29 protein-coding genes are annotated in these 23,874 nt (G+C 34.4%); 14 read left to right on the top strand and 15 right to left on the bottom strand.

Features of this window, described 5'->3' with window-relative positions:
* Positions 1-48: 48 nt before the first annotated feature.
* Positions 49-429: a hypothetical protein gene (locus J7E44_RS06520; RefSeq protein ID WP_214826836.1), complete on the bottom strand. Its 381-nt coding sequence runs from the start codon at positions 427-429 to the stop codon at positions 49-51.
* A 40-nt stretch (positions 430-469) separates the two neighbouring features.
* On the bottom strand, positions 470-1,384 hold the full coding sequence (locus J7E44_RS06515) for an alpha/beta hydrolase (RefSeq protein WP_214826833.1): 915 nt from the start codon (positions 1,382-1,384) through the stop codon (positions 470-472).
* Positions 1,385-1,510: 126 nt separating this feature from the next.
* On the opposite strand from J7E44_RS06515, the gene J7E44_RS06510 reads away from it, so the two are divergent.
* The 4 genes from J7E44_RS06510 (at position 1,511) to J7E44_RS06495 (ending at position 4,258) form a co-directional block, all read left to right on the top strand.
* Complete coding sequence (locus tag J7E44_RS06510) at positions 1,511-2,338, top strand: SDR family oxidoreductase (RefSeq protein ID WP_214826830.1); 828 nt, start codon at positions 1,511-1,513, stop codon at positions 2,336-2,338.
* A gap of 132 nt (positions 2,339-2,470) precedes the next feature.
* Positions 2,471-3,385: a helix-turn-helix domain-containing protein gene (locus tag J7E44_RS06505; RefSeq protein ID WP_214826827.1), complete on the top strand. Its 915-nt coding sequence runs from the start codon at positions 2,471-2,473 to the stop codon at positions 3,383-3,385.
* Positions 3,386-3,389: 4 nt separating this feature from the next.
* On the top strand, positions 3,390-3,710 hold the full coding sequence (locus J7E44_RS06500; protein WP_214826824.1) for a nucleoside triphosphate pyrophosphohydrolase family protein: 321 nt from the start codon (positions 3,390-3,392) through the stop codon (positions 3,708-3,710).
* The gene (locus J7E44_RS06495; RefSeq protein ID WP_214826821.1) at positions 3,707-4,258 is read left to right on the top strand and encodes a DNA-3-methyladenine glycosylase I; all 552 of its coding nucleotides are present in this window, start codon (positions 3,707-3,709) and stop codon (positions 4,256-4,258) included. The genes J7E44_RS06500 and J7E44_RS06495 overlap by 4 nt, the downstream gene beginning before the upstream one ends.
* Positions 4,259-4,354: 96 nt before the next feature.
* Here J7E44_RS06495 and J7E44_RS06490 read toward each other — a convergent pair whose 3' ends face one another.
* On the bottom strand, positions 4,355-4,864 hold the full coding sequence (locus tag J7E44_RS06490; RefSeq protein ID WP_214826818.1) for an LptA/OstA family protein: 510 nt from the start codon (positions 4,862-4,864) through the stop codon (positions 4,355-4,357).
* A gap of 76 nt (positions 4,865-4,940) precedes the next feature.
* Positions 4,941-5,312, bottom strand: coding sequence for a winged helix-turn-helix transcriptional regulator (locus J7E44_RS06485; RefSeq protein ID WP_214826814.1), 372 nt, complete (start codon positions 5,310-5,312; stop codon positions 4,941-4,943).
* Between the two features lie 92 nt (positions 5,313-5,404).
* On the opposite strand from J7E44_RS06485, the gene J7E44_RS06480 reads away from it, so the two are divergent.
* Positions 5,405-5,935: an NAD(P)H-dependent oxidoreductase gene (locus J7E44_RS06480; RefSeq protein ID WP_214826811.1), complete on the top strand. Its 531-nt coding sequence runs from the start codon at positions 5,405-5,407 to the stop codon at positions 5,933-5,935.
* A 152-nt stretch (positions 5,936-6,087) separates the two neighbouring features.
* On the opposite strand, the gene J7E44_RS06475 is transcribed toward J7E44_RS06480, so the two are convergent.
* The 6 genes from J7E44_RS06475 to J7E44_RS06450 form a co-directional block, all read right to left on the bottom strand.
* On the bottom strand, positions 6,088-6,591 hold the full coding sequence (locus tag J7E44_RS06475) for a TlpA family protein disulfide reductase (protein WP_214826810.1): 504 nt from the start codon (positions 6,589-6,591) through the stop codon (positions 6,088-6,090).
* Between the two features lie 39 nt (positions 6,592-6,630).
* Complete coding sequence (locus tag J7E44_RS06470) at positions 6,631-7,101, bottom strand: hypothetical protein (protein WP_214826807.1); 471 nt, start codon at positions 7,099-7,101, stop codon at positions 6,631-6,633.
* Positions 7,102-7,347: 246 nt separating this feature from the next.
* Positions 7,348-7,821 (bottom strand): hypothetical protein, encoded by a 474-nt coding sequence (locus J7E44_RS06465; RefSeq protein WP_214826804.1) that lies wholly within the window; start codon positions 7,819-7,821, stop codon positions 7,348-7,350.
* Between the two features lies 1 nt (position 7,822).
* Entirely contained in the window at positions 7,823-8,320 is a 498-nt protein-coding gene (locus J7E44_RS06460) for a DUF2199 domain-containing protein (RefSeq protein WP_214826801.1), read from the bottom strand.
* Between the two features lie 44 nt (positions 8,321-8,364).
* Positions 8,365-9,951 carry a patatin-like phospholipase family protein gene (locus J7E44_RS06455; RefSeq protein ID WP_214826798.1) on the bottom strand — a complete coding sequence of 529 codons (1,587 nt, stop codon included), beginning with the start codon at positions 9,949-9,951 and terminating at the stop codon, positions 8,365-8,367.
* Between the two features lie 200 nt (positions 9,952-10,151).
* A complete protein-coding gene (locus tag J7E44_RS06450; RefSeq protein ID WP_214826795.1) occupies positions 10,152-11,051 on the bottom strand; it encodes a magnesium transporter CorA family protein in 900 nt (299 codons plus the stop codon).
* Between the two features lie 73 nt (positions 11,052-11,124).
* On the opposite strand from J7E44_RS06450, the gene J7E44_RS06445 reads away from it, so the two are divergent.
* Positions 11,125-12,147: a 3-oxoacyl-ACP synthase III family protein gene (locus J7E44_RS06445; protein WP_214826792.1), complete on the top strand. Its 1,023-nt coding sequence runs from the start codon at positions 11,125-11,127 to the stop codon at positions 12,145-12,147.
* Between the two features lie 61 nt (positions 12,148-12,208).
* On the opposite strand, the gene J7E44_RS06440 is transcribed toward J7E44_RS06445, so the two are convergent.
* From J7E44_RS06440 to J7E44_RS06430, 3 genes are all read right to left on the bottom strand, one after another.
* The gene (locus J7E44_RS06440) at positions 12,209-13,369 is read right to left on the bottom strand and encodes a thioredoxin family protein (RefSeq protein WP_214826791.1); all 1,161 of its coding nucleotides are present in this window, start codon (positions 13,367-13,369) and stop codon (positions 12,209-12,211) included.
* A 188-nt stretch (positions 13,370-13,557) separates the two neighbouring features.
* Complete coding sequence (locus tag J7E44_RS06435; protein ID WP_214826789.1) at positions 13,558-13,770, bottom strand: hypothetical protein; 213 nt, start codon at positions 13,768-13,770, stop codon at positions 13,558-13,560.
* A gap of 259 nt (positions 13,771-14,029) precedes the next feature.
* Entirely contained in the window at positions 14,030-14,740 is a 711-nt protein-coding gene (locus J7E44_RS06430) for a hypothetical protein (RefSeq protein ID WP_251040507.1), read from the bottom strand.
* A gap of 563 nt (positions 14,741-15,303) precedes the next feature.
* On the opposite strand from J7E44_RS06430, the gene J7E44_RS06425 reads away from it, so the two are divergent.
* Entirely contained in the window at positions 15,304-16,116 is an 813-nt protein-coding gene (locus tag J7E44_RS06425; protein WP_214826787.1) for a helix-turn-helix domain-containing protein, read from the top strand.
* Positions 16,117-16,307: 191 nt separating this feature from the next.
* Here J7E44_RS06425 and J7E44_RS06420 read toward each other — a convergent pair whose 3' ends face one another.
* Positions 16,308-16,529 carry a cytochrome C551 gene (locus J7E44_RS06420; protein WP_214826785.1) on the bottom strand — a complete coding sequence of 74 codons (222 nt, stop codon included), beginning with the start codon at positions 16,527-16,529 and terminating at the stop codon, positions 16,308-16,310.
* A 471-nt stretch (positions 16,530-17,000) separates the two neighbouring features.
* Positions 17,001-18,626 carry an L-glutamate gamma-semialdehyde dehydrogenase gene (gene pruA, locus J7E44_RS06415; RefSeq protein ID WP_214826783.1) on the bottom strand — a complete coding sequence of 542 codons (1,626 nt, stop codon included), beginning with the start codon at positions 18,624-18,626 and terminating at the stop codon, positions 17,001-17,003.
* 391 nt (positions 18,627-19,017) lie between these two features.
* Here pruA and J7E44_RS06410 point away from each other — a divergent pair, with 391 nt between their 5' ends.
* The 7 genes from J7E44_RS06410 to J7E44_RS06385 all read left to right on the top strand — a co-directional run bounded on the left by J7E44_RS06410 (position 19,018) and on the right by J7E44_RS06385 (position 23,863).
* Positions 19,018-19,380, top strand: a complete 363-nt coding sequence (locus J7E44_RS06410) for a hypothetical protein (RefSeq protein ID WP_214826781.1) — start codon at positions 19,018-19,020, stop codon at positions 19,378-19,380.
* A gap of 151 nt (positions 19,381-19,531) precedes the next feature.
* The gene (gene ureA, locus J7E44_RS23925) at positions 19,532-19,834 is read left to right on the top strand and encodes an urease subunit gamma (protein ID WP_251040506.1); all 303 of its coding nucleotides are present in this window, start codon (positions 19,532-19,534) and stop codon (positions 19,832-19,834) included.
* A 9-nt stretch (positions 19,835-19,843) separates the two neighbouring features.
* Complete coding sequence (gene ureB, locus J7E44_RS23920) at positions 19,844-20,212, top strand: urease subunit beta (protein WP_251040505.1); 369 nt, start codon at positions 19,844-19,846, stop codon at positions 20,210-20,212.
* A 1-nt stretch (position 20,213) separates the two neighbouring features.
* The gene (ureC, locus tag J7E44_RS06400) at positions 20,214-21,935 is read left to right on the top strand and encodes an urease subunit alpha (protein ID WP_214826778.1); all 1,722 of its coding nucleotides are present in this window, start codon (positions 20,214-20,216) and stop codon (positions 21,933-21,935) included.
* A gap of 69 nt (positions 21,936-22,004) precedes the next feature.
* Complete coding sequence (locus J7E44_RS06395) at positions 22,005-22,670, top strand: hypothetical protein (protein ID WP_214826774.1); 666 nt, start codon at positions 22,005-22,007, stop codon at positions 22,668-22,670.
* On the top strand, positions 22,660-23,172 hold the full coding sequence (gene ureE / locus J7E44_RS06390) for an urease accessory protein UreE (protein WP_214826771.1): 513 nt from the start codon (positions 22,660-22,662) through the stop codon (positions 23,170-23,172). The genes J7E44_RS06395 and ureE overlap by 11 nt, the downstream gene beginning before the upstream one ends.
* 1 nt (position 23,173) lies before the next feature.
* Positions 23,174-23,863 carry an urease accessory protein UreF gene (locus J7E44_RS06385; protein WP_214826768.1) on the top strand — a complete coding sequence of 230 codons (690 nt, stop codon included), beginning with the start codon at positions 23,174-23,176 and terminating at the stop codon, positions 23,861-23,863.
* Positions 23,864-23,874: the final 11 nt, after the last annotated feature.

Raw genomic sequence — 23,874 nt, 5'->3', positions numbered from 1 at the left:
GTATATTTTACTTAATAATTGAATTAAAAAATGATCTTTGAATTTGATCTAAACCACGTTTAACTTCAATTGTTTAAATAGAATATATTTTGGAGGGCTACTTCCGGAAGTTGCTCCGGAATATGGGTTGCAGAATTTTTTATCCTCTTTAGAAAAGTTTAAAACAGAATTAAACTGAAAAGTAAAATCTTTTCCAGATCTGGAATTTACTTTTAAAAGTACAATTCTTTTTGATGAGGTTTCCGTTGCGCTGTCACAGCTGAAACTCTGACTCGCAGTAACTTTAACTTTATTAAAAGAGCTGATATGTTCGATGTCAAAAATACCAAGCAAATCTCTTTTAACAGAGCATGGAGATAATGAAAACATCAAAACAAGCATCATTATGATTGCTTTGGAAATCTTCTTATGTATTATTAGATCCGACATCTTTTACAAAACTAGTCTATTAAAATGCAATGAGAGAATTTTAATGCCTATGATGAACAATAAATTTCAAAAATTCATCCTGTTGATCAACAAACAGGTAGTGAGAGCAGTTATCTACGAGTTTAAAATTTTCTTTTCCTGTAATATGTATAAGATCGTTAATTTGTTTCTCGGAGAATATCCCGTCATCTTTTCCATAGATTGCAAAAATGGGAATCCCTTTCTTTTTTATGTTTTTCAACATATCTTTATTGTCTAGATTATTTTGAGCTTCATTTTTATAAAACTTTAGTGGTGAACTGGGATTGCGGAAATTATTTTTATAAAAATCGCTGGCGTTATAGTCATTCCTTAACTGCTGACTTTTTGGAGTTTGATTGGGCATCGTGAAAAAATTAAGTTCACTGGCTATATCATAACAGCTTTTTCTGTATTCGGCAGAGTTTTTATTTAAACTATCAATATCATTAATCTGCTTCAGTTTTGAAGGATCGTTTTTAAATTTTTCCTTAGCCTGATGTAGAATATGATCATAGGTTTCCTGTTGGGAAAATAAAGCACCGACAAGCGTCAGTGAGCTGACTTTCTGAGGATATTGATCGGTAAATAAAGTCGCTATGATCCCCCCGAAACTATGTCCGAGGATGTTGGCTTTTTTGAGGTTATAGGTTTTATAAATCTGCAATAAGTCATCGAAACTTTCTTTAAAAGTCATGGTTGCATTGTCATCTTTAGAACGTCCTTCACCACGTCTGTCATAAACAATTACATAAAATCCTTTATTAGCCAAAGCTTCAGCGGTAGTAGCTTCAAATAATGTGGCATTGCCACTGGGGCCACCATGGATAAAGATAATAGGTGGGTTGTCTTTGTTTCCGTAATCTTTAGAATAGATATTTTGAGCTTGAACAGAGCTAAAAGGTAGAGTAAAAAGAAGGAGCAAGATCCATTTCATAAGTGGCTGATTATTTTTGCTAAACTAGTCATTTCTGATATTTCGTCAAAATAGCTACAACGATACTCAATATGGCTACTTTTAATTTTCAATTTCTGAAGACCTTTGTAGTATAAAATTATAACAATGCAAAAAACAATTTTTATCACCGGAGCATCGTCAGGTTTGGGAAAAGCTACCGCCAAGCTATTTCAAAGTCACGGATGGAATGTTATTGCCACGATGAGAGATCCTGAAAGCGAGACTGAACTTACAGCTTTGGAAAATGTGTCTGTTATCAAGTTGGATGTTACTAATAAAGAAGAGTTAGAAGAAACTATCGCACGGGTTCTTACCGAAACTCAAATCCATGTCGTTGTTAACAATGCAGGTTATGGATTAGTTGGTCCACTAGAAGCTTTTACAGACGAACAGATCAAAAAACAGATCGACACCAACCTGATGGGGGTGATTCGTATTACGAAAACTTTCACTCCTTATTTCAGAGAAAGAAAAGAGGGTGTGTTGATCAATATTACTTCCAGTTTTGGACTGATGGGATTTCCAACATGTTCTATCTATAGTGCCACCAAATTTGCTGTGGATGGTTTTTCGGAAAGCATGGGCTATGAACTGGCTCAGTTTGGGGTTCAGGTAAAAGTGGTCGCTCCAGGAGGAATTCAGACTGATTTTGCTGGCCGTTCATTAGATGCCGCTCAACATAAAGCATATCAACAATTGGCTGAAAAAGTACAGGAAGGTTACAGCCCGGAACAAATTGCCAATTATTCGAAATCAGAAGATATTGCCAGTGTTATTTATGAGGCCGCTACAGATGGTAAAGATCAGCTGAGATATGTTGCCGGGAAGGATGCTATTGCTTTATATAATGACCGGAATACAATTGGAGTCGAAAATCATGTCCAGAAAATAAAATCCGGTTTTGTATTTGATAAATTAGAGGCTAGAAATTAGAAGATGAAACATGAAAGATGAAAAGTAAATAATTCTAAGGTATTTACTCTCAATTTTCAATTCTCCACTTTCCATTTATTAAAAATTTCCTACTGACTAACAGTTGTCACAACCCAATCTTATCTTTGTATCATGAAAACGAATCATTCACCTGTTCATTTCCGTTCATTATCAGCTTTGCATGAGGCAATGGGATTATCTGCACCCCTGCATCCTCTCATTACTATTATTGATTATGATAAAGTAAGCTTTGATCCAAAAGCTTTCCAGCAGGGGACAAAATCGGATTTTTATAAAATATCTTTTAAAACAAAGTTTAACGGTAAAATTCGTTATGGACAAGGGTACTATGACTTTGAAGAGGGTGGGATGTCTTTTGTGTCACCAGGTCAGATCCTTATAATGGATCAGGAAGAAAATAGCTACAGTGGCTTGTCATTACATATTCATCCGGATTTTATAAGACCATATTCTTTAATGAAAAAAATTAAAAACTACGGTTTCTTTTCCTATGCCACCTCAGAAGCACTCTACCTTTCCGAGAAAGAGAAGAAAGCTATTCTGGATGTTTTTGAAAATATTCAGAATGAATTAAATGAAAGAATAGACCAGTTCAGTCAGGATGTTATTATTTCACAAATAGAATTGTTACTTACCTATAGCAATCGCTTTTATAACCGCCAGTTTATTACCAGAAAAGCGACGAATAATGATCTTTTATCCAAAATGGAAAATTTACTGGATGATTATTTTGATAAAGAGAAAGGAATTAAAGGTTTACCGACAGTGGAATATATAGCCTCACAACTCAATCTTACACCAAGGTATCTGAGTGATATGCTTCGGCATCATACAGGGCAAAATGCACAACAGCATATCCATGAGAAGTTAATTGAAAAAGCGAAAGAGTATTTATCAGAAGCACAACTTTCAGTTTCTGAAACTGCTTATCAGCTTGGATTTGAACATCCCCAGTCATTCAGTAAACTCTTTAAAAATAAAACGAGACAGACTCCTAACCAATACAGGCAATCCCTCAAAAATTAAAATAATGGACCAGAATAATTTAGATGAAATCATAAAGCGTTCTTTGAATATCAGAGAAAAGTACCACGAGTTGGAAACGAAGCAAAATGGCAGTGAATGGACGTTGGAGCAAGATACATTAGGCTACCTTACCGATGCTGGACTTATTGGAAGAGATATCATGTCATATGAAAAAACGTGGCTGAAAAAAGATTCAGCGTCAGAATTGGAACATAAATTAGGAGAAAATATCTGGTGGTTGATTATCTTAGCAGATAGAACAGGCATTGATATTAAAGATGCTTTAGAAAAATTTTTAACTAAAACAGAAAATTTATTTAAATGAGTTATTGTTCAGCCATAGAAGGAATGCAGCCGGAAAGCAGAAAAATATTGCATAAGAATTATCATGATAATCATTACGGATTTCCTATTCATGATGATAATGAATTGTTTGGAAGATTGATTATGGAAATCAATCAGGCTGGACTGAGCTGGGAAACGATCTTAAAAAAAGAAGAAAGTTTTAGAAATGCATACGATAATTTCAATATTCAAAAAGTATCAGCATACACGGAAGAGGATCGCGAGAGACTATTGAGCGATCCTGGAATTATTAGAAATAAATTAAAAGTAAATGCCGCGATTGAAAATGCAAAGACCATTATTCAGTTACAGGAAGAATTTGGTTCTTTTGAAAAATGGCTGGAACATAACCATCCCAAAACTTTAGAAGAATGGATGAAGCTATTTAAAAAAACATTCAAATTTACTGGCGGTGAAATTGTAAACGAATTTTTAATGAGTATTGGTTACCTGAAAGGAGCTCATACAGAAAATTGTTCTGTTTACAGTATCATAATAAAACATAAGCCCATGTGGCAAAAAGGATAAAATAAAAGCCTCCCAGTTAGGGAGGCTTTTTTATGTTCTATTTTATTAAGCAGGAATGATTAATAACCATCATCTTAGCGTTTAAACAATGAAATGTTACTTCAGACTTCTTACAGAAACCTCTGGTTTTTCTCCCTGAGGAACAATGAAAATAGCATTGTCACTTATCGCATCTCCGGCATCAAAATAATAGCTGCCTATTACAGGAATCACACCATTCGTCAGCTTTCCGGATCTGTCATAAGCGGTGTAGGTCACATTGATCATCTGAGCTTTCATTTTAAGCTGGATTTTTTTTGAAGTAAGCTTTGATCCTGTTGCATTGATGCAGTCTAATTCTACAATGCCGATGTTGGTTGTAACCTGAGGATAAGAGGATAATCTGATATTGTATGATTTATCGGAAGTATTTTTAACAGTAGCTGAAACTTTGTAACGGTCAAATGGCTTTCCGCCCACTTCAATACTTTCTTTATTTAAAATATTAAAAGTTACACTCATTCCATTAAGATCAACAGATTGCCCATCAGTTATTTTTTGAGCATTAATAGAGGTACTGAGACTTATTACTGCAAACAGTAATAATAAAAGAAATTTATTTTTCATGGTATAATGGTTTTCAGATATAAGTGTCCTATGATTAAAAGTACAAAAAATGTTCATAAAAATGATACTATGTAATTTAATTATTGGCCTTGCGAACAATTTCTTTATGTTCTTCTCCCCATTGTTCCAGTCCTTTAATAATAGGCTTTAGCTTATAACCTATTGATGTAAGTTCATATTCAACGCGGGGCGGAACTTCAGCAAAAACTGTTCGCGTAATGATCTTGCTTTCCTCCAGTCTTCGAAGCTGCAGTGTAAGCATGCGTTCTGTGATATTAGGAAGGAGCTTTCTTAATTCTCCAAATCTTAATTTTCCATTCATTAGCCAGCTGCATATTGCCAGTGACCATTGTCCACCAATGACATTTGAAGCATATACTTCCGAACACTCATCTGAAAGTACTTTTTTATTGGCGAAATTTGTTGATGTTTCTTTTATTTTACCCATTACTTACCTTTTTTATAGTACCATACATTTAGTTGCTAATGTACAAAATGTAAGTTACATGAATTATTTTTGCAATAGAAATTTAATTAAAAATGAAAACATTAGTTATCGTAACCCATCCAAATATGGATGATTCTCTGATCAATAAAAGATGGATGGAAGCACTGGCTCAGTATCCGGAAAAATATACGATCCATGATTTATATAAAATATATCCTGATGAAAAAATTGATGTGATTAAGGAACAGGAATTAATAGAATCTTATGATAAAATTATTTTTCAGTTTCCTTTTTATTGGTTCAGCAGTCCGCCACTTTTGAAAAAATGGCTTGATGAGGTCCTTGCGTACGGTTGGGCATATGGAAGCAAAAGTGGTTATAAAGTAGGAGGGAAGAAAATAGCGTTGGCAGTCAGTGCTGGAGTAAACGAAGAAGACTATTCAGCAACAGGCGAATATAAATATACGATGGAAGAATTGACAAGGCCTTATGAGTTGAGTTTTGAATATATTAAAGCCGATTATAAAGGAATATTTACCTATTTTGGAATGGAGGTCAACACCACTCAGGAATGGGTTGAAAAAAGTGTTTCCATGTATCTGGATTTTATTGATAGCTTGTAATCTTTTTATATGATAGTACTTTCAACTCTGTTCAGTATGTACTGTGTATTCTTTTTTACCGTCTGATAAAAACAGCTAGTATTAGAAATGTCATCCTGAGCGGAGTCGAAGGGAGCTACTGTAAAGATTTATATGTTTGTAAACCTTTTTCCTTAATATTCATCAAACCTTTTTTTAATTGAATCAAATTTTTCTTCACTAATAATACCCATGATTTCTCTGATATTCCCGTTTTTATCTACAATAAAAGTCATTGGATATCGCTGAACTACAAATAGCTCCTTTAATTGTTGACCCGCATTGGTTACTTGCTGAAAATCAAAATCATGTTTTAATAAAAACTGGGTTACTTTTTCTTCAGTGTCTGGAGTGATTCCCATGAAATTTATTTTATTCCCTACAGATTTTTTTAGTTTAACCAGATCCGGTATTTCTTTTAGACATGGTTCACAGGTGGTGAACCAAAAATTGAGTAATGTTATTTTGCCTTTTAAATAATCTGCACTGTAATTTTTACCGTTCTGATCTTTAAATTTTTCGATTGGAAAGTGAGTATCCAATTTATTCTCAAGATCAGGAAATGTTCGTAAAGATTTATTCTGTGCAATTGAATATAAACTAATAATTAGAAGAAATAGGGTCGCTGCTTTTTTCATTCTTGGAGGTTTTGTAAGGTTGGTGTTTTATGAAAATTTTCATTGAAGGGAAGGTGATATTTCTTTTTCATATTCATATGGTTCAGCATTCCAATCCTTTACGTACTTTTTTATTGTATTAGAATCAATATCAAATGGTACATCCTGATATTTCCATCCTTTTATGGGGACCTTTAAATTAGTAAGATGATTCTCAATAAAATAAATTCCAAGAATCTTTACATTCTTAGGTTTCACAGAATCAAAAATGACTAGGAATCTATTACCTTTTTTATAAGAGCAGTTTGTAGTTCCAAAATATATTTTGTCCTTTACTTGATATTTATAATCAGTTCCTACACCGTTATCATTTTTCTGATGCCAGTCAGTCGTAGCTTCTCCAATTGTATATTTTGGTCTTTTTAGCATTTGTTTTATCCATAAATTCTCGTGAATAAAGCCAAACAAAAATAATAGCACAGTAAGAACTAAAATAATTATATGAAATTTTTCTAAAATATATTTTTTCATATTATGATAATTCTCTTAATTATAAACTATTTTTTCTAGAATACATTACCCCACCTACAACAGAAAAAAGAATTCCTATTATTAAAAACGGGAGCCAGAGAATGAAAAACCACTCCCATAATCTTATGATTATTTGAGGGAATTCCCCTCGGGCTGTAAACACCGCCAAGGAAATTATAAACATAGCGATGGAAAGAGGAATCATTATGAGACCTGTAACTAAAAGGTATTTATAGACTGACTTTTTCAAGTACTATATTTTTTATTAAACTCTTGTAAATCTAAAGCCTGTTCTTGAAAGTAATGCTGAAAAGTGTTGGAAAGGTTTTCATCTTTAAATTTTATGATTGTATAAGAACTATCAAAAGCTATAATTTCCAGAAAAGATTCTTGAATTAAAAATTGATCGCTTTCCCATACTTTTTGGTTTTCTGAAGATAAATTGGAGATAAAGCTATGATCAAGTGTAGTGTTTGTTGGTATAGCGGAAATTATTCCCCAGATAATCTGAGTACTACTTTGGTAAATGTGCTCAAATTTATCATGGTCTAAAATAAAAAAGTCATTATCAAAATTTATGGGAAGAACATCATCTGACATAAAATCCAGATCAACTAAAACCCAGTCATAATTAGAAAGGTTTTCCCAAATTGGTTTTAAAATTTCAAATAAATTCGTGTGAAATTTCACCATATTTGTATTTCTTATGATCCAGTTCACTTTATTTATTTAAAATCTTATTAATCCGACTTTCAGCTTCTTTCTCTGTGATTCCGTCATAAAAATCATTTACAAACGGATGCTCAAAACGCTCTTGTGGATAAACAAAAGGACGTCCTATCCTGTTGTTAACAACAACATTTGTTGGAATACTTTCTGAGAAATCATAATCTGGAAGATAGTTTGATAACCATCCAAAATATTTTGCTTCAAAATTCTTATTGTTGTAGTTTTCTACATATTCATTAAAACTTTTTTCACTTAACGTTACCCAAACTCCATATTCAAGAGTTTGGCAGCTATCAATAATTTCCTGTACAAGTACGGCTCGAATAAATCTATCAGTTTGCTCAGGGTGCTCAATAACACATAAATCTGAACTTAATTCAGCATTCTTCAATTCCTCTTTGGTTAATTCCATATAGCTTGCCGGAGATTTGTAAGCAAGCGCTGGCCAATCTTCCTTTTCTTTACCACAACATTCGCAGATGTATTTCATAAATATGTTTATAAATAGTAGTCCCTAAAAATACTCAAAATCTCTTACCCCACAGTCTTCGTATCTTCTTCTTTCAATATTTTTTTCTCTTTCATGGAGATAAGCATCCGTTCTGCTTTATATTTTTTCCAATCAAATTGATTAAGAAAATCTAGGGCGGCGAGAAAACCTGCGTTAAAGAGCTGTTCCTTTTCTTCTCTTTTCATGAAGAAATTAAGCCAGCTGCTGGTTCCACAATCTACAGTCTGGATACTGTAAAGTCTATAGAATGTATGTTTAGTCAGGAACGATTTATCATTAAATCCTTTCAAGGTATTAATCATATTTCCGGCATATGAAAAAGGGGTTTTCATGATCTCAGCACTTGTTTTTCCTTTTTCGGTATCGGTTTCAGATTTACTGGTCAGCTGTACTCCGAATAAAGGCATTCTGGGATAAAAAACATCATTCATATGAAAAAGATCAATCGGAAAGTTCGAAATACTTCCACCATCAATGAAAACTCCCACAGGGTAGATATTTTCTGGTTTTGTGTTCATCCAGAATCTCCAGGCATATTTCACGGAATCATCATCCTTATCGATCCTTTTCTGTAGAGGTTCGAAAAAGAAAGGCACCGACATAGAAGCACGCACAAATTCGGCAGGGCTGCTGTGTTTCAATTCTTCTTCAGACCAATATAAATTAGCCATTGTAGGAAGTTCAACTTTTATCTTAGCATTGATATCGGTTGCTATCACCACATATTCTGATTTTAGCTGATAGAAAGGGTTGTCCTTATAATGGTTATTGTTAACAGCACTTTCATAAAATATTTTATATTGGGTTTCATCAATATGTTCCCGCATATTGGTCTTGATCTCTTCAATACTTTCGAGTGCAATTGTATAATATTCCTGATTATTTCCATAACGGTAATTCAGGTTGAGGTCACGCTCTTTTGGAGCAAATTTCAGATTAAGTTCGGCCACCGTTTTTACTCCAAAACCATCAAGGACATCTTTCATTGCATTGAGGAAAGTATTTCCTGGATTCAGTCCGCTATTTTGTTTTCGGAAATCATTGTAAAACTTTTTAATACAGAAAAAAAGTATGATTAAAGGAATAACGGGAACAAGGAAAAGAAGCTTTGCCTGCGTTATCGTTCCGGAGGGAACAGCAAAAGGAGTGATGATTAAAAGAATTAAAATAATAGCTGCAATAATGGTATTTATTTTAAGAAAGTTCTTGTTATTGAGCATCGCATGAATGGTGGTTCGTACATAGGGTTTGCCATCCATAAAGTCTGCAAAATTCCAGTTGAACAAAATTTCTTTGATGGCTTCGCTTTTTGCTTCCTCTTTGGTTTTGTATGCAGCGATCAGCATGGTATTAATTGCTCCCGCACTTGTTCCTGCAACTTTCAGGAAACGAATACCAAATATTTCAAGACCATACAGATACCCAACCAGAGCACTGCCCCAGACTCCACCTCCTTCCTGTACAAATTCAACATACTGATTACCATGAGCATCCAGTAGATCAGAAAATTCTTTAGACGAAATATTCTCATGCAAAGCAATGAGCTTATCTTTAGATTCCTTTGAAAGAACATTCTCATCCAGAATTTTATTAAGAAGATCGGTTTTCATGGTGGTTTGGTGTTTGCTTAAATTGTTAAACATCTCAACTGTCATTGCGAACCATTGTTGCAAGGGATTGCTTCGTCACTTCGCTTCTCGCAATGACAATGTTTCTTGCGATTAACTGATGTTTTTAATTATGACGATATAAAAATAATAATAATTACGATCTAAAACAGAGGTGTTTTCCCCCTAATTCATCCGTGAAATTACCATTGTTTTCTTCTTGCATAAATAAAGGTTACGATGACAATTAAAGCCATTAATCCAAGAGTGAAAAAGTATCCATGCTTATGATGCAACTCAGGCATATTGTCAAAATTCATTCCGTATACTCCGGCGATAAAAGTGATAGGTAAGAAATAAACTGAATAGATGGCCAGTACTTTCATTACCTGATTTGCCTTTTGATCGGAAAGTGCCAGGAACATTGAAATAAGGTTGGTGATCTGGATATTCAGATGGTCAAAATCAGCAACTACATCCTTATGTTTATCTTTCAGGTCTACAAATTCAGAATCCTGCAGGTTTAAAAGCTTAAACTTATCCACAGCATCTGTAGAAATGATCAATACTCTGGAATTTAATCCCGATTTTCTTTTTAATTTATAAAGTCTGCGGATCTGTGTCGTATGATTGGTATTTTTCAGGAAGATCTCATTTTCGATATTATCCATGGTTTCCAGTAAACTGATCGATTCATCATCAAAACTTTTCATGATCAGTAAAGCAATCATTAATGCTATTTTTACGCATGATGTGTTTTCCTGATTTTGAGATAATTGTTTTTTCGTTTCAGAGATACTTCTTGTTTTCATCCTGTGAACAGTGATAATGGTATTCTCTAAAATAAAGATTCCAATTTTGGTGCTGATATCACTTATTGTATTCAGGTTTTTTCTTTCCAATTCAGTACTTTCCCTTAATAAAAAGAATTTTACATTTCCATCCTCTTCATATTTAGGTAAGTGATTAGGATCCAGAGTATCTTCCAAAAGAAGGTTATTGATCTCATATCGTTCATGAAGAAATTGCAGATCTTCTGCAGTAGGAGCTTCTACGTCTACCCATTCGCAGTGGGAATCTCTGTATATAGTGTCAATTGGCATAAAGTAAAAATACTAATATTTTGAAATACTATGGATTAAATAAGTTTATCTTTGCCAAAATTAAAAAAACTATATGATTAAAAGTACAATAAAAGGAATAGGATTTTATGTCCCGGATAATGTTGTAACGAATGATGATCTAGCGAAATTAATGACCACTAATGATGAATGGATCACAGAAAGGACAGGCATCAAAGAAAGAAGACATAGAAAAAACAGAAACGATTCTCAGGAAACTACTGCTTATTTAGCTTTCAAAGCTTCTGAAAAAGCGCTTGAAAAAGCTGGTTTAACGGCTAAGGATATAGACTATATTGTTTTTGCTACTCTTTCTCCGGATTACTATTTTCCAGGCTGTGGGGTACTGCTTCAGGATATGTTGGGCTGTGATACCATTGGTGCCCTTGATGTAAGGAATCAATGTTCCGGGTTTGTATATGCAATGAGCGTTGCGAATGCTTTTATTAAAACAGGAGCTTATAAAAATATTTTAGTAGTAGGTGCTGAAGTTCATTCTTTTGGACTGGATTTTTCTGATGAAGGAAGAGGCGTTTCTGTGATCTTCGGAGATGGAGCAGGAGCTATTATACTTTCTGCTACTGAAGATGAGAATGCTGGAGATATTTTAGCTTTCAATATGCATTCTGAAGGGAAATATGCTGATGAATTGTGTACACAGTTTCCAGGTTCAAAATACGGATGGAGTGACAGGATGAGAAAAGAACCGGAAAATGTCACCAACAAGGAAGTGTATCCAATTATGAATGGAAATTTTGTATTTAAACATGCGGTAACAAGATTTCCTGAAACGATGCAGGAAGCATTAAATAAAGCAGGAAAGACAATTGAAGATCTTGATATGTTTATTCCACATCAGGCGAATTTAAGAATTGCACAGTTTGTACAGCAGAAATTTGGACTGCCCGATGAGAAAATTCATAACAATATCCAGAAATATGGAAATACAACCGCAGCATCTATTCCAATTGCTTTAAATGAAGCGATTGAGCTGGGTAAGATCAAAAGAGGAGATTTGGTTCTTCTTTCTGCTTTTGGAAGTGGATTTACCTGGGGAAGTGTGCTGTTCCAATATTAATTATTAAAAATAAAAAAACCGTAGAGCAATGCTACGGTTTTTTGTTTTATTAAAAGTTTAATTAAAGACTTTTTAGTAATTTTTCAGTGTCTGAAGCATCCTCACCTGAAGCTTTAGCAAGTGCTATTGCTTTTTCAGCCCAAAGTTTCGCATTTTTCTTATCACCAACTTTGTTATAAAGATTGGCTAGAGTGTCAGTATTGGCAGAATTTTCACTTTTCTTTACAGATTCCTGAGCCCAAAGAACAGCTTTTTCAAGAGATGATTTTGTGGTTACATTTTCAAAGAAATCCCATGCAATAGAGTTTAATTCCTCAGAAGATGCAGTAGAATAATCTTTGTATAATTCTAAAGTTAGCTTCTCATAAGTTGGGATGTCTTTATTTTTTAAAGCCCTGCTCGCTTTTACTTTTTTAAATACTTTATCAGCTTCATCCTTACTCATGAATTTTTGAGTTTCAGTTGAAAAGTATTTCTCATCCCAGGTTTTAGTATCTGCATTATAAGATTTTTTCAGAATACTGTTTAGCTTGATGTTTTTATCAATCTTATCATACTTATCTACAGGGAGAATAGCAATGATAGAAGCTTTTTTATCCTTAAAGATTTTATATAAAGGGCTATCCGTACTTTGAATTCCAGAAAGTAACAATTGAATATCTTCCTGGTCCAAAGTTGGTTTTGCCTGGAAATAACGGTCTAAGACTTTACCAGCAAATTCGCTGTCATTATAAATGGTAAGTCCTGCAAGATTCTTTAAAAATTCAGGATCTTTTTCTCCCCCTTCAAATTTTTGCTTTAAAGCAGTCAATCTCTTGTTAGGATCTTCAGCATCTTTAGCAAATTGAATAAAATCTTTCTCTTCTACATATCCTAAAGTTCTGTGTACTTCTTCACCATTTCCATTGATAAATAGATACGTTGGAAAAGCTTTTACATTATATTTCTTAGCCAGATCGATCCCTTCACCCTTTTCCATATCAATTTTTGCATTGATGAAATGAGCATTATAATAATCTCCAACATCTTTTAATGGGAAGATATTTTTTACCATTAGTTTACATGGTCCACACCAAGAAGCATAGGCATCGATAAAAATAAGTTTGTTTTCTTTTTTCGCTTTGGCAACAACGCTTGCGAAGCTGGTATCTTCAAATTTTATCCCTTGTCCAAATGTGACAATTCCGATAAAAATGGAAGAGAGTATAGCTAACTTTTTCATAAATACTTTTTTATTGATTGCAAATGTAATAATTATGTTAATGTGTAAGTCGCATTTAAGTGAAAATAGTTGCGATGTTTTTTTATTTTTAAAAATTATTTCTAATGATTGAGCTATTTGACTAATGATTTGATTTTTTAACCACGTCACTGAAAGCGAAAATCCGCAGAATTTCCGCGGATCTTTTATTATTTTGTTTTTGTAGAATCTGATTTCATTTTTACGGTATCTGATTTTGTGGCTGGAGCTTGATCTGAATTGGCTACCGCAGAATCTCCCATCGTATTTCGCATTGCATTTTTATCATGCTCATCTTTAAATTCTTCACGTTTTTCCTTGTTCTGAGCACAGCTACCTAAAAAAAGTAAACCTAAAACCGCTCCTATCCATAATTTTTTCATAGTATATTCTTTTAATGTTTGTATCAATCAAATATAGAAAAATATTAATATTGAATTTATCTAAAGTAAAAGAAATGATGATATGGCATTTTTCAAATAGAGATTCATTCTTTCAAAAAAAGCTGCGTTAGACAGGATATAGAAAAACTGTAATTAAATATGATAATGAGAAAATAGGCTATTTCAAATACAGAAAAAATTAATCCATCACATTTTTCGTATGATGGATTAGACTATATACACAATTATTTGATGTTACTTAATTAGAGATTTTATAAATGTAAAAAGAAGAGGCGCTGGAGCCTAATAGCCCAAGATCTAAAAGAGAAGAGCCTGTAAGTCCAAAAGAGATCTTATCACCAGCTTGTAGAGGATATACTGAATTAATATTACTTTCGGATATTGTTAAGCTAAGGAGAAGTAGATTGATCCCACTAAAAACCCGTGTGTCTAAAAGAGTGACTGTTGTACCTGTCGTTTTCAATATGCCAATACCAGGCGAATTAGCTAATACAGATGCCTGCAATCCAGTGCCATAGCGAAAGGTGTAGCCTATAGCGTAAATTCCGGCTGATGGTACTGTATATGTATAGTCAGTGTTAGAAAATAAAGCGATATTTCCAACTGTTCTTTCAGTTGTTACAAAATTAACCGCTCTAAACCCAGCAGGAAATAATCCCAGACTAAGAAGACTGATACCTGAAGTTTTTTTTGCTGCATAAGCAGTGGTATTTGTATTGACAAGCGTATTGATTATCGATGGATCCATCTTTGAGACCTCATTAGTGCTTTGATTGATTGCTAAAAGTTGATAGCCAGATATAGAGGGAACCTGTGGAACCGTTCGGATTTTTGTGTTTCCATTAATGTCTAAAGAAGCTGTTGGAGTTGGTGTATTAATCCCTATTTGGGAAAATAATGAAGTTGAGAAAGCAGCTAAAATCAGAGTGCAAGTTTTAATTTTCATCATTTTGATTTTTTTAATTGTTTTGTTATTTTTAAATTTAAAAAGCATGTTTTTTTTCAAGAAATATTTGTAATAATAATTCAAATGTAGTTGAATTATTATAATGAGTAATAGATTCAAAATTTATAAATAATGGTTATTAGAAGGTATTTGTAACTGCTTTTTTATTTATAATTTATAATTGATTGATATTGTAAATTATAAATCAATAAGTGGTGATTTTTTTTTAATTTCAAAAAAATATCCCAATTTTTTAAGTAGGATAGGTAAATTATTTTTTTATCTGATTTTAGAAATCGTTGAGCTTTTTTGTATCAAAGAGGGTTAAATTCGCTGAAAATATTATTAATGAGAAGGATCATTTGTATTTTGGGCTTTCCTTTAGATAATATGGTGCCATTTTATTGAACTTCAATGAATCACCTCATCGCTTTTTACTGTATTCTAATCAGGAAACTTTAGACAAGTTAATTAAATGGGCATTAATTATAAAAAAAGAAAATAGCATGTAATTTTTAAACTATTTTTGAGACTCATTGTATATCACATTATTATATTGAAAAAAAATGGAACTGAAATTAATGAGGCCGAAGGACAAAACGCTGGCTAAGTACATGGAAGGATATTATTTCCTTAATAAAGACCGCAGTTCTAAGGATATAGAATATCTTACTTTTCCCAATAATTATAGTATATTATCTGTATCACAAAATATAGAATTGAAATTCGGTGAAAATGAGATAAAAGCAATAGGAATTAATAATGGTAGATTTTCATCCGATTTAATATGTCACTACAAAAAACCTATAAAAGTCTCTATACAAGGTCACTTCAATGAGATCACTTTTTATTTTAAGCCGTTAGGGCTTAATGCTTTTTTAATAAAACCACTTAAAGAATATACCAAAGATTTTTCCCAAGTTTTTTTACCTTATGATGATTATAAGGAATCCATGATTTCTATTTTGAATGAGAAAAATAATGAAAAGCAAATCGACATGATCGAAGAATTCTGGATGTCTAAATACGTTGGTTTTAATCATTCTTTTTTTACTGATTTGGTAGATGATGTAATGAAAGATCTGGATAAATCGCTGGAAAGCCATGCCACTCAGTATAAAACCAGTAGGCAAACGATCAATAAACTTTTTGATATTCATTTAGGTAAAAGCCCTTCAGATTTCAGAAAAATCCAACGCTTTCGTGAAACACTTATACAGAGTGTAGATAAAAAAACACTCACAGAACTAAGTTATGATCATTTGTTTTACGATCAATCTCATCTGATAAAAGATTTTAAATCATTAACCGGTTTAACGCCCAAGAATTTTTTTGCTAAAGTCTATAGTGAAGGAAAAGTGAAATGGTTATTTCTTTAGCTTACTTTACAATTTTACAATTTTTTTGTTTTCCTGATCTTTATTTTTGATACATATTTAATGACCATGAAAACTAAAATTAATATGTTATTAATGAAATAAAAAAGATCAGCCCCTTTATAAAGCCTTCATATATCAAAAAAATCCGCAGCGTTTCAACTGCGGATTTTCCATATTTAGTTTAAAAATGATTATCGAGTAGCTGGAGCTTTAACCGTATCAGTTTTCATCTTGATACTATCAGGAGTCGCCATCTTTGTTTTCATTGTATCAGTAGTAGATGGTGTTGTCGTTTTTACGGACTGATCTACTGCTGTAGAATCTTTATTTCCTGATGACATCTGTGGCTCCTTCGTTCCGCAACTCACTGCAAATATCCCTAAACCTAGGGTTAATAACACTAACTTTTTCATATTATCCTATTTTGGTGTACTAGTAAAAGTTCAATAATTGTTCCTAACTGGGTTTATAAATTATTAAAAAAATAATAAAATGATTAAAATTTTGTTAATAATGGACGGAAAGTTGGTATATGGAGGAATAGAGGACTGCTGATTGTGCCGGAAACTTACGAGCAACAATAAAAGCTGCATAACAAGAAATAGGCTAGAGATTGCTTTCGGCTGCAATGATAGGTTTCGTTCTTATCTATAGCATGTTTTTATAAATTATGTCGAACTTTGTCATTCTGTAAGAATCTAAATTTCTATCAATGATTATCATTTCTTGCAATTATGGAGATTTCTCAGATAGAATAAACACATCAGCTTAATTCGCAAAATCTACGAAAGCATAAAAGAATGTTCTTCAAAAGGACAAGCACAAAAAAGCCCCGAAAGTAAAATTCCGAGGCTTATGTTAATGATCAATGATCACTTATTATTTTATCCCAAATATGGATATTTGTAATCTTTAGGAGAAACAAAAGTTTCCTTGATACTTCTTACAGACGTCCATCTTAGAAGATTCATTTTAGAACCTGCCTTATCGTTTGTTCCTGATGCTCTACCACCACCGAAAGGTTGTTGTCCTACTACAGCACCTGTTGGCTTATCATTGATGTAGAAATTTCCTGAAGCATTTTCCAACGCTTTGAAAGCCTCGTTTACAGCATAACGATCTTGTGCAAAAACAGAACCTGTTAATGAATAAGGAGATGAAGAATCTACTAATTGTAAAGTTTCTTTCCAGTCTTTGTCTTCATATACATAAATACTTAAGATAGGACCGAAGATTTCTTCAACCATGCTCTCATACTGAGGATTTGTAGTTTCAATAACGGTAGGGCTTACAAACCAACCTTTTGAATCATCACATTTCCCACCAATTGCTATTTTAGCTTCACTAGAGTTTTGAGCTCTGTCGATATATCCTTTGCATTTTTCAAAAGAATTTTTATCGATTACTGCATTTACAAAGTTAGAAGGATCTTCAGGGGAACCGATTTTTATAGTACTCATCTGAGCTTCCATTACTTTTTTCACATCTTCCCAAAGAGATTTAGGAACATATGCTCTCGAAGCAGCTGAACATTTCTGACCTTGATATTCGAAAGCTCCTCTTACTAAAGCAGTAGCTACAGCTTCAACATTAGCAGAAGGGTGAGCAATAACAAAGTCCTTACCACCAGTTTCTCCAACTATTCTTGGATAGGTTCTGTAGTTATGGATATTATCTCCGATCATTTTCCACATTCCCTGGAATACTTTTGTAGAACCTGTAAAATGAAGTCCTGCAAAATCACGGTGTGCTAATACTTTTTCAGCTGTATCTTTTCCATCAGTGAAGATCATATTGATAACCCCTGCAGGAAGACCCGCTTCAGTTAATACATCCATAATCACTTTAGCAGAATAAACCTGCTTATCAGAAGGCTTCCAAACCACTACGTTTCCAAGCATTGCCATACAAGTTGGCAGGTTTCCTGAAATCGCTGTAAAGTTAAATGGAGTTACTGCAAAACAGAACCCTTCCAATGGTCTGTATTCTACGCGGTTCCAAATTCCATTATCAGAAATTGGCTGCTCAGAATACATTTCTGTCATAAATTCAACATTGAATCGTAGGAAATCGATAAACTCACAAGCTGCATCAATTTCAGCCTGGTGTACGTTTTTAGATTGTCCGATCATTGTTGCAGCATTGATCACGTCTCTGTATGGTCCTGCTAATAGATCTGCAGCTTTTAAGAAGATGGCAGCACGCTGTTCCCATCCAAGCTCATTCCACTCTTTTTTAGCAGCTAATGCAGCATTGATCGCATCATCCACATGTTGCATTGTTCCTTTGTAGTAAAATCCGAAATCATGAGCATGATCCTGAGGAGATTGAAGCTGAACTTTTTCGTCAGTTTTTACTTCCTTTCCGTTAATGACCATTGGGATTTCTATTTTTTCAGCCCACATTTTTTTGTATGTGGCAATAAGGCTTTTTACTTCAGCTGAACCTGGTACATAAGAGTTTACGGGCTCATTCACTGCAAGTGGAACTTGCGAAATTGCTTTTGACATATATTTAAATTGTTTTTAATTAAGTCTGTACCACAAATTTACGATAATTCGTGCAAAGAAAAAATAAACCATAGTTTTTAAAAAATATCATTTACATTAATATACTCTATAATAATTGCATTAATTCATGAATGAAAATAAATTGTTTAGGTTGTTTTTATTTCGATTTTATAATTAAATGAGAGAATGTATCTAATGTGAATAGTAATTAATATCATCACATATAAGTTGTCCTATTTTTATAATAAAGGATAACCCTATCTATAAAAGACTTATAAGATATTTAAAAATAAAGATCACTTCCATTTGTCACGATTTTGAACATTTTAAATGATCTTTTTGATAGGGCAGGAGATTTCATTAGTCTAATTTTACGTCATCAATAATGGATATGATTAAAAAGATTGTACTATTCTCTTTCGTGGTTTTCTTCACGGCTTTGTGCACCTGTTTTTATGGGTACAGAGGAGAGATTCAATCGTCTTCTAATACCATTTCAAAAAATAAAATTTCACAGAAATCTGATCATCAAACTCCAGACGAAGGGTATGCATTATTAGATAATCAGGACGAGCCTGATCTCAATGATCTGGAAAAAGTGAAATTTGATTATTCAGCAATCGTACAACAGTGCATCAATCTTTTCTTTGGTACTTATTCTTATGAAACAAAGTCTCTGGTTGTTCATGAACCTGTGTACATTACAACACCAAGATATATTCTATATCATTCTTTACAGATAGACATCTGCTAATTTTTCTTTTTATTAATCGATACTTATACGATCTGTATTTCTATACAGATTCATAAGATCCGTTTTCAATTTTTTAATACTAAAAGCATTTCGATTTGCCTTTTCTAAAAGGCAGACAGGATATCGCATGTTCAATTTTAAATAACATATAATGCATTTAACACCCAGAGAAACAGAGAAACTCATGCTATATATGGCAGGTGAGCTGGCTCTAAAAAGAAAAGCCAGAGGGCTTAAGCTTAACTACCCGGAATCTATTGCTATCATCAGCCATTTCCTGTTGGAAGGAGCCAGGGATGGGAAAAAAGTAGCTGAACTGATGCAGGAAGGTGCACAAATTCTTACCAAAGATGATGTGATGCCTGGAGTATCGGAAATGATCCACGATGTTCAGATAGAAGCGACATTTCCCGATGGAACAAAACTCGTAACCGTACATAATCCAATCCGCTAATTCATACGTATGATACCAGGAGAAATTTTTGTAAAAGAAGGTACAATTATCTGCAATGAAGGCAGAGAAACTGTAAAACTAAAGGTTGTAAATACCGGAGACCGTCCTATTCAGGTGGGTTCTCACTTTCATTTTTTTGAAGTGAATAAAGCGATGAGTTTTAATAGAGAAAAAGCTTTCGGTAAGCGACTGAACATTGTAGCAAGCACAGCGGTTCGTTTTGAGCCGGGGGAAGAAAAAGAGGTAGAGCTTGTAGAAATAGGAGGAAGCAAAAAAGCAATGGGCTTCAATAATCTTGTGGATGGATCTGTAGATTCAGAACAACAGAAAGTGGAAAGCCTTACAAAAGCGATTCAGTTAAATTTTAAAAATCTGTAAGATGAGTTTACACGTAGATAGAAAACAATATGCCAATATATTAGGTCCTACCGCCGGAGATAGAATCCGCTTGGGAGATACTGAGATGATCATTGAAATTGAAAAGGACTTTACCCATTATGGAGATGAAGCCGTTTTCGGAGGCGGAAAAACCGTTCGTGATGGAATGGGACAAAATGTAACCCGTAAAAGAGATGAAGGAGTTCTGGATCTTTGTATCACGGGAGCTGTGATCATCGACCACTGGGGAATTGTAAAAGCTGATATTGGAATTAAAGACGGTAAAATTGTAGGCATCGGAAAGGCAGGAAATCCTGACACTATGGATGGAGTCGCTCCCAATATGATCATCGGAGCTTCTACGGAGGTACATGGTGGAAAAGGATATATTGTAACAGCAGGAGGAATTGACACTCACATTCATTACATCTGCCCACAACAGATTGAAACTTCTTTATATAGTGGGATTACAACTATGATTGGTGGTGGAACAGGTCCTAATGACGGAACCAACGCGACAACGGTTACACCAGGAAGATTCAATATCCAGAGAATGCTGGAGGCTGCTGAAGAATATCCTATGAACCTTGGATTCTTTGGAAAAGGAAACTGTTCGGCTGAAGAACCGATTGAAGAGCAGGTTGAAGCCGGAGCCTTGGGTGTTAAAATTCATGAGGACTGGGGTGCAACACCAGCAACGATTGATGCTGCATTAAAAGTGGCAGACAAATATGATGTTCAGGTGGCTATCCATACTGATACTTTGAATGAGGGAGGTTTTCTTGAAGATACGATGCGTGCCATTAATGGAAGAGTAATCCACACCTTCCATACTGAAGGAGCTGGGGGAGGTCATGCACCGGATATCATTAAAGCCGCGATGTATCCGAATGTCCTGCCTGCATCTACTAACCCTACACGTCCTTATACCATTAATACCATCGATGAGCATTTGGATATGCTGATGGTTTGTCATCATTTAAGTAAAAATATTCCTGAAGATGTTGCATTTGCAGATTCCCGTATCCGTCCCGAAACGATTGCCGCTGAAGATATTCTTCACGATATGGGTGTGTTCAGTATTATGAGCTCGGATTCTCAGGCTATGGGAAGACCAGGAGAAGTCATTACCAGAACATGGCAGACTGCCAGTAAAATGAAAGAACAACGGGGTCAGCTTGATGAGGATAAAGGTTCCGGACATGATAACTACCGTGCTAAACGATATGTAGCAAAATATACGATCAACCCGGCTATTGCCCACGGAATTTCGGAATATGTAGGTTCTATTGAAGAAGGGAAATTGGCAGATTTAGTGATCTGGAGACCTGCATTATTTGGTGTGAAACCAGAAATGATCTACAAGGGGGGTATGGTAATCGCCAGCAAAATGGGTGATCCGAACGCTTCTATTCCAACACCGCAGCCTGTTATTTACAGAAATATGTTTGGTGCGCATGGAAGAGCAAAATATGGAACCTGTGCTACTTTTGTTTCTCAGGTTTCTATAGACAATGGTTCTATAGCAGAATTTAAGCTGGAAAAGATGATCCTACCGGTAAAAAACTGTAGAAACATCTCTAAAGCTGACCTCATCCACAACGATAAAACTCCTTTAATTGAAGTGAATCCTGAAAATTATAAAGTGACTGTTGATGGTGAATACATCACTTGTGAGCCTGCTGAAAAACTTCCTTTAACTCAGTTGTATTATCTGTTCTAAGAAAGACATTTATATAGCCCGGTGAAAATCCGGGCCTTTCAAAGAATATCAATTAAATCTAAAGATCAGATGAAATACTTTAATAAAAAAGCACTGTCAATAGCTATAGCTGGAACTTCTTTTATGTCTGTTCAGATGCATGCACAGTTTCTGGGCGGGAAAAGATTAAAAAGTGATGAAGAAGGACCCAAAGGGCAATTTATGGTGTATGGCTCTTTTGATTATTCAAAAACCAATGCGCCTTCAGGCAGTAACAGCTCTGTAGGAACAAGTGCTAATGCGGGTGTTCCTATTGGCATAGGATATTTTTTCAACAATAATGATGTAATCGGAGTTAATTATGCTTATGCCCAGAATGTTTCAGATCACCGTACAATATACAAGCAGAATGAAGCCGGGATCTGGTACAGCCCATCTGTCAGTTTGGGGAAATACTTTGCTTTGATTGGTCAGGTCGACGCTCATTATGTCTGGGGTCAGCAATTATCAGAGACTTCGGATGCTATGAATAACTTTAATGGGTACCGTCTTCGTGCTTATCCTTTATTTGCCATTTTCTTAGGTGGTGGATGGGCTCTGAAATTCAAGTTTGCAGAACTCTCAATGCTGCAGACGAAAACAAAACAGGAAGGCTGGACAAAAACATATGTAGCAGGAATAAGTGCTTCCACTTTTGGAGTAGGAATTTCTAAGAATATCGATTTCAGAAAAAAAAATAAGAACAATGATTATTAATGAAACCTTAGGTAATATTTCTGAATATCCTTCGATGGAAAAAGAAATAGATTATCTGGATCTGGAATGGTTTGAAACCACCAAAAGAATTCAGCGTAAGAAAACCCGTGGAGGGAAGGATATTGCGATCAAATTCCTTAGAGAAGGGCAAAGACTGCGTGAAGGAGATATTCTCTATCAGGATGAAGGGAAATTGATTATCGTAAATGTTCTGGAAACCGAAGCCATTGTCATGAAGCCTGCATCAATGCTGGAGATGGGAACGGTATGTTATGAGATCGGGAATAAACATATTCCATTATTTATTCAGAATGATCAGGTATTGTTACCCTTTGAAATGCCGATGTACAGATGGCTGGAGGCAAGTGGGTTTGCTCCTGAATTACAGAATGTAAAGCTCCTGAACCTTCTTAAATCGAATGTGGAACCTCACGGACATGGAAGTTTAGGATCTACTTTATTTACTAAAATACTTAAAATGGCAGCGCCAAAGGATGAATAATATGAACTTAAATTTTCTGGCAGGTTTGCTGCATATCGCCGATCCCACATTGCCAATAGGTGGGTATAGCCATTCTAACGGACTGGAAACGTATGTGCAGAAAAGAATTGTCAATAATCTGAAAACGGCAAAAGAGTTTGTAGAAAATATGCTGATCTATAATTTGAAATATAACGATGGAGCTTTGATGAGGTTCGCCTATGAAGCGTCTAAAAAGGAAGATTTAGCAACAATCATAAAACTTGATCAGGAATGTAATGCATTAAAATGTCCCAAAGAAATACGTCAGGCCAGTCAGAAATTAGGACTGCGTTTGATTAAGATCTTCAAAAGAAGGGAGCATTTTTCTTTTATGGAATCATATGAAGCGGTCATCCGAAAAGGAGAAGTCAATTCTCACTACTGCATTGTATTTGGCATTTACACGGCTTTGATGAATATTCCTTTGTATGAAGCTTTGTTAGGGTTTTATTATACATCAGTAGCTGGAATGATTACCAATGCCGTAAAATTAGTACCTCTTGGACAGCTTGATGGACAGGATATTCTATTTGAGCTTTATAGTGTGATGGAACAGACTGCACAGGAGACGATGGGAATAGACAGGGAACTGGTGGGAATCTGTAATACGTCTTTTGATATTCACTGTATGCAGCATGAAAGGCTGTACTCTAGGTTGTATATGTCTTAAATGCTAAATAA

The organism is Chryseobacterium sp. ISL-6 (assembly GCF_018613715.1).
Lineage (GTDB): Bacteria > Bacteroidota > Bacteroidia > Flavobacteriales > Weeksellaceae > Chryseobacterium > Chryseobacterium paludis.
Note: the sequence above shows the minus strand (reverse complement) of the source record. Positions and strands in the feature narration are given on the sequence as shown.

Bases quoted from the DNA above. Each gene is read 5' to 3' on its own strand.
- J7E44_RS06485 (WP_214826814.1), bottom strand. From the start codon at position 5,312: ATGGGTAAAATAAAAGAAACATCAACAAATTTCGCCAATAAAAAAGTA.
- J7E44_RS06455 (WP_214826798.1), bottom strand. From the start codon at position 9,951: ATGAAAACCGATCTTCTTAATAAAATTCTGGATGAGAATGTTCTTTCA.
- J7E44_RS06505 (WP_214826827.1), top strand. From the start codon at position 2,471: ATGAAAACGAATCATTCACCTGTTCATTTCCGTTCATTATCAGCTTTG.
- J7E44_RS06435 (WP_214826789.1), bottom strand. From the start codon at position 13,770: ATGAAAAAATTATGGATAGGAGCGGTTTTAGGTTTACTTTTTTTAGGT.
- J7E44_RS06475 (WP_214826810.1), bottom strand. From the start codon at position 6,591: ATGAAAAAAGCAGCGACCCTATTTCTTCTAATTATTAGTTTATATTCA.
- J7E44_RS06470 (WP_214826807.1), bottom strand. From the start codon at position 7,101: ATGAAAAAATATATTTTAGAAAAATTTCATATAATTATTTTAGTTCTT.
- J7E44_RS06445 (WP_214826792.1), top strand. From the start codon at position 11,125: ATGATTAAAAGTACAATAAAAGGAATAGGATTTTATGTCCCGGATAAT.
- J7E44_RS06495 (WP_214826821.1), top strand. From the start codon at position 3,707: ATGAGTTATTGTTCAGCCATAGAAGGAATGCAGCCGGAAAGCAGAAAA.
- pruA (WP_214826783.1), bottom strand. From the start codon at position 18,626: ATGTCAAAAGCAATTTCGCAAGTTCCACTTGCAGTGAATGAGCCCGTA.
- J7E44_RS06440 (WP_214826791.1), bottom strand. From the start codon at position 13,369: ATGAAAAAGTTAGCTATACTCTCTTCCATTTTTATCGGAATTGTCACA.
- J7E44_RS06420 (WP_214826785.1), bottom strand. From the start codon at position 16,529: ATGAAAAAGTTAGTGTTATTAACCCTAGGTTTAGGGATATTTGCAGTG.
- J7E44_RS06520 (WP_214826836.1), bottom strand. From the start codon at position 429: ATGTCGGATCTAATAATACATAAGAAGATTTCCAAAGCAATCATAATG.
- J7E44_RS06395 (WP_214826774.1), top strand. From the start codon at position 22,005: ATGAAATACTTTAATAAAAAAGCACTGTCAATAGCTATAGCTGGAACT.
- J7E44_RS06490 (WP_214826818.1), bottom strand. From the start codon at position 4,864: ATGAAAAATAAATTTCTTTTATTATTACTGTTTGCAGTAATAAGTCTC.
- J7E44_RS06515 (WP_214826833.1), bottom strand. From the start codon at position 1,384: ATGAAATGGATCTTGCTCCTTCTTTTTACTCTACCTTTTAGCTCTGTT.
- J7E44_RS06430 (WP_251040507.1), bottom strand. From the start codon at position 14,740: ATGATGAAAATTAAAACTTGCACTCTGATTTTAGCTGCTTTCTCAACT.
- J7E44_RS06510 (WP_214826830.1), top strand. From the start codon at position 1,511: ATGCAAAAAACAATTTTTATCACCGGAGCATCGTCAGGTTTGGGAAAA.
- J7E44_RS06460 (WP_214826801.1), bottom strand. From the start codon at position 8,320: ATGAAATACATCTGCGAATGTTGTGGTAAAGAAAAGGAAGATTGGCCA.
- J7E44_RS06410 (WP_214826781.1), top strand. From the start codon at position 19,018: ATGATTAAAAAGATTGTACTATTCTCTTTCGTGGTTTTCTTCACGGCT.
- J7E44_RS06385 (WP_214826768.1), top strand. From the start codon at position 23,174: ATGAACTTAAATTTTCTGGCAGGTTTGCTGCATATCGCCGATCCCACA.
- J7E44_RS06425 (WP_214826787.1), top strand. From the start codon at position 15,304: ATGGAACTGAAATTAATGAGGCCGAAGGACAAAACGCTGGCTAAGTAC.
- J7E44_RS06500 (WP_214826824.1), top strand. From the start codon at position 3,390: ATGGACCAGAATAATTTAGATGAAATCATAAAGCGTTCTTTGAATATC.
- ureA (WP_251040506.1), top strand. From the start codon at position 19,532: ATGCATTTAACACCCAGAGAAACAGAGAAACTCATGCTATATATGGCA.
- ureC (WP_214826778.1), top strand. From the start codon at position 20,214: ATGAGTTTACACGTAGATAGAAAACAATATGCCAATATATTAGGTCCT.
- J7E44_RS06480 (WP_214826811.1), top strand. From the start codon at position 5,405: ATGAAAACATTAGTTATCGTAACCCATCCAAATATGGATGATTCTCTG.
- J7E44_RS06450 (WP_214826795.1), bottom strand. From the start codon at position 11,051: ATGCCAATTGACACTATATACAGAGATTCCCACTGCGAATGGGTAGAC.
- ureE (WP_214826771.1), top strand. From the start codon at position 22,660: ATGATTATTAATGAAACCTTAGGTAATATTTCTGAATATCCTTCGATG.
- ureB (WP_251040505.1), top strand. From the start codon at position 19,844: ATGATACCAGGAGAAATTTTTGTAAAAGAAGGTACAATTATCTGCAAT.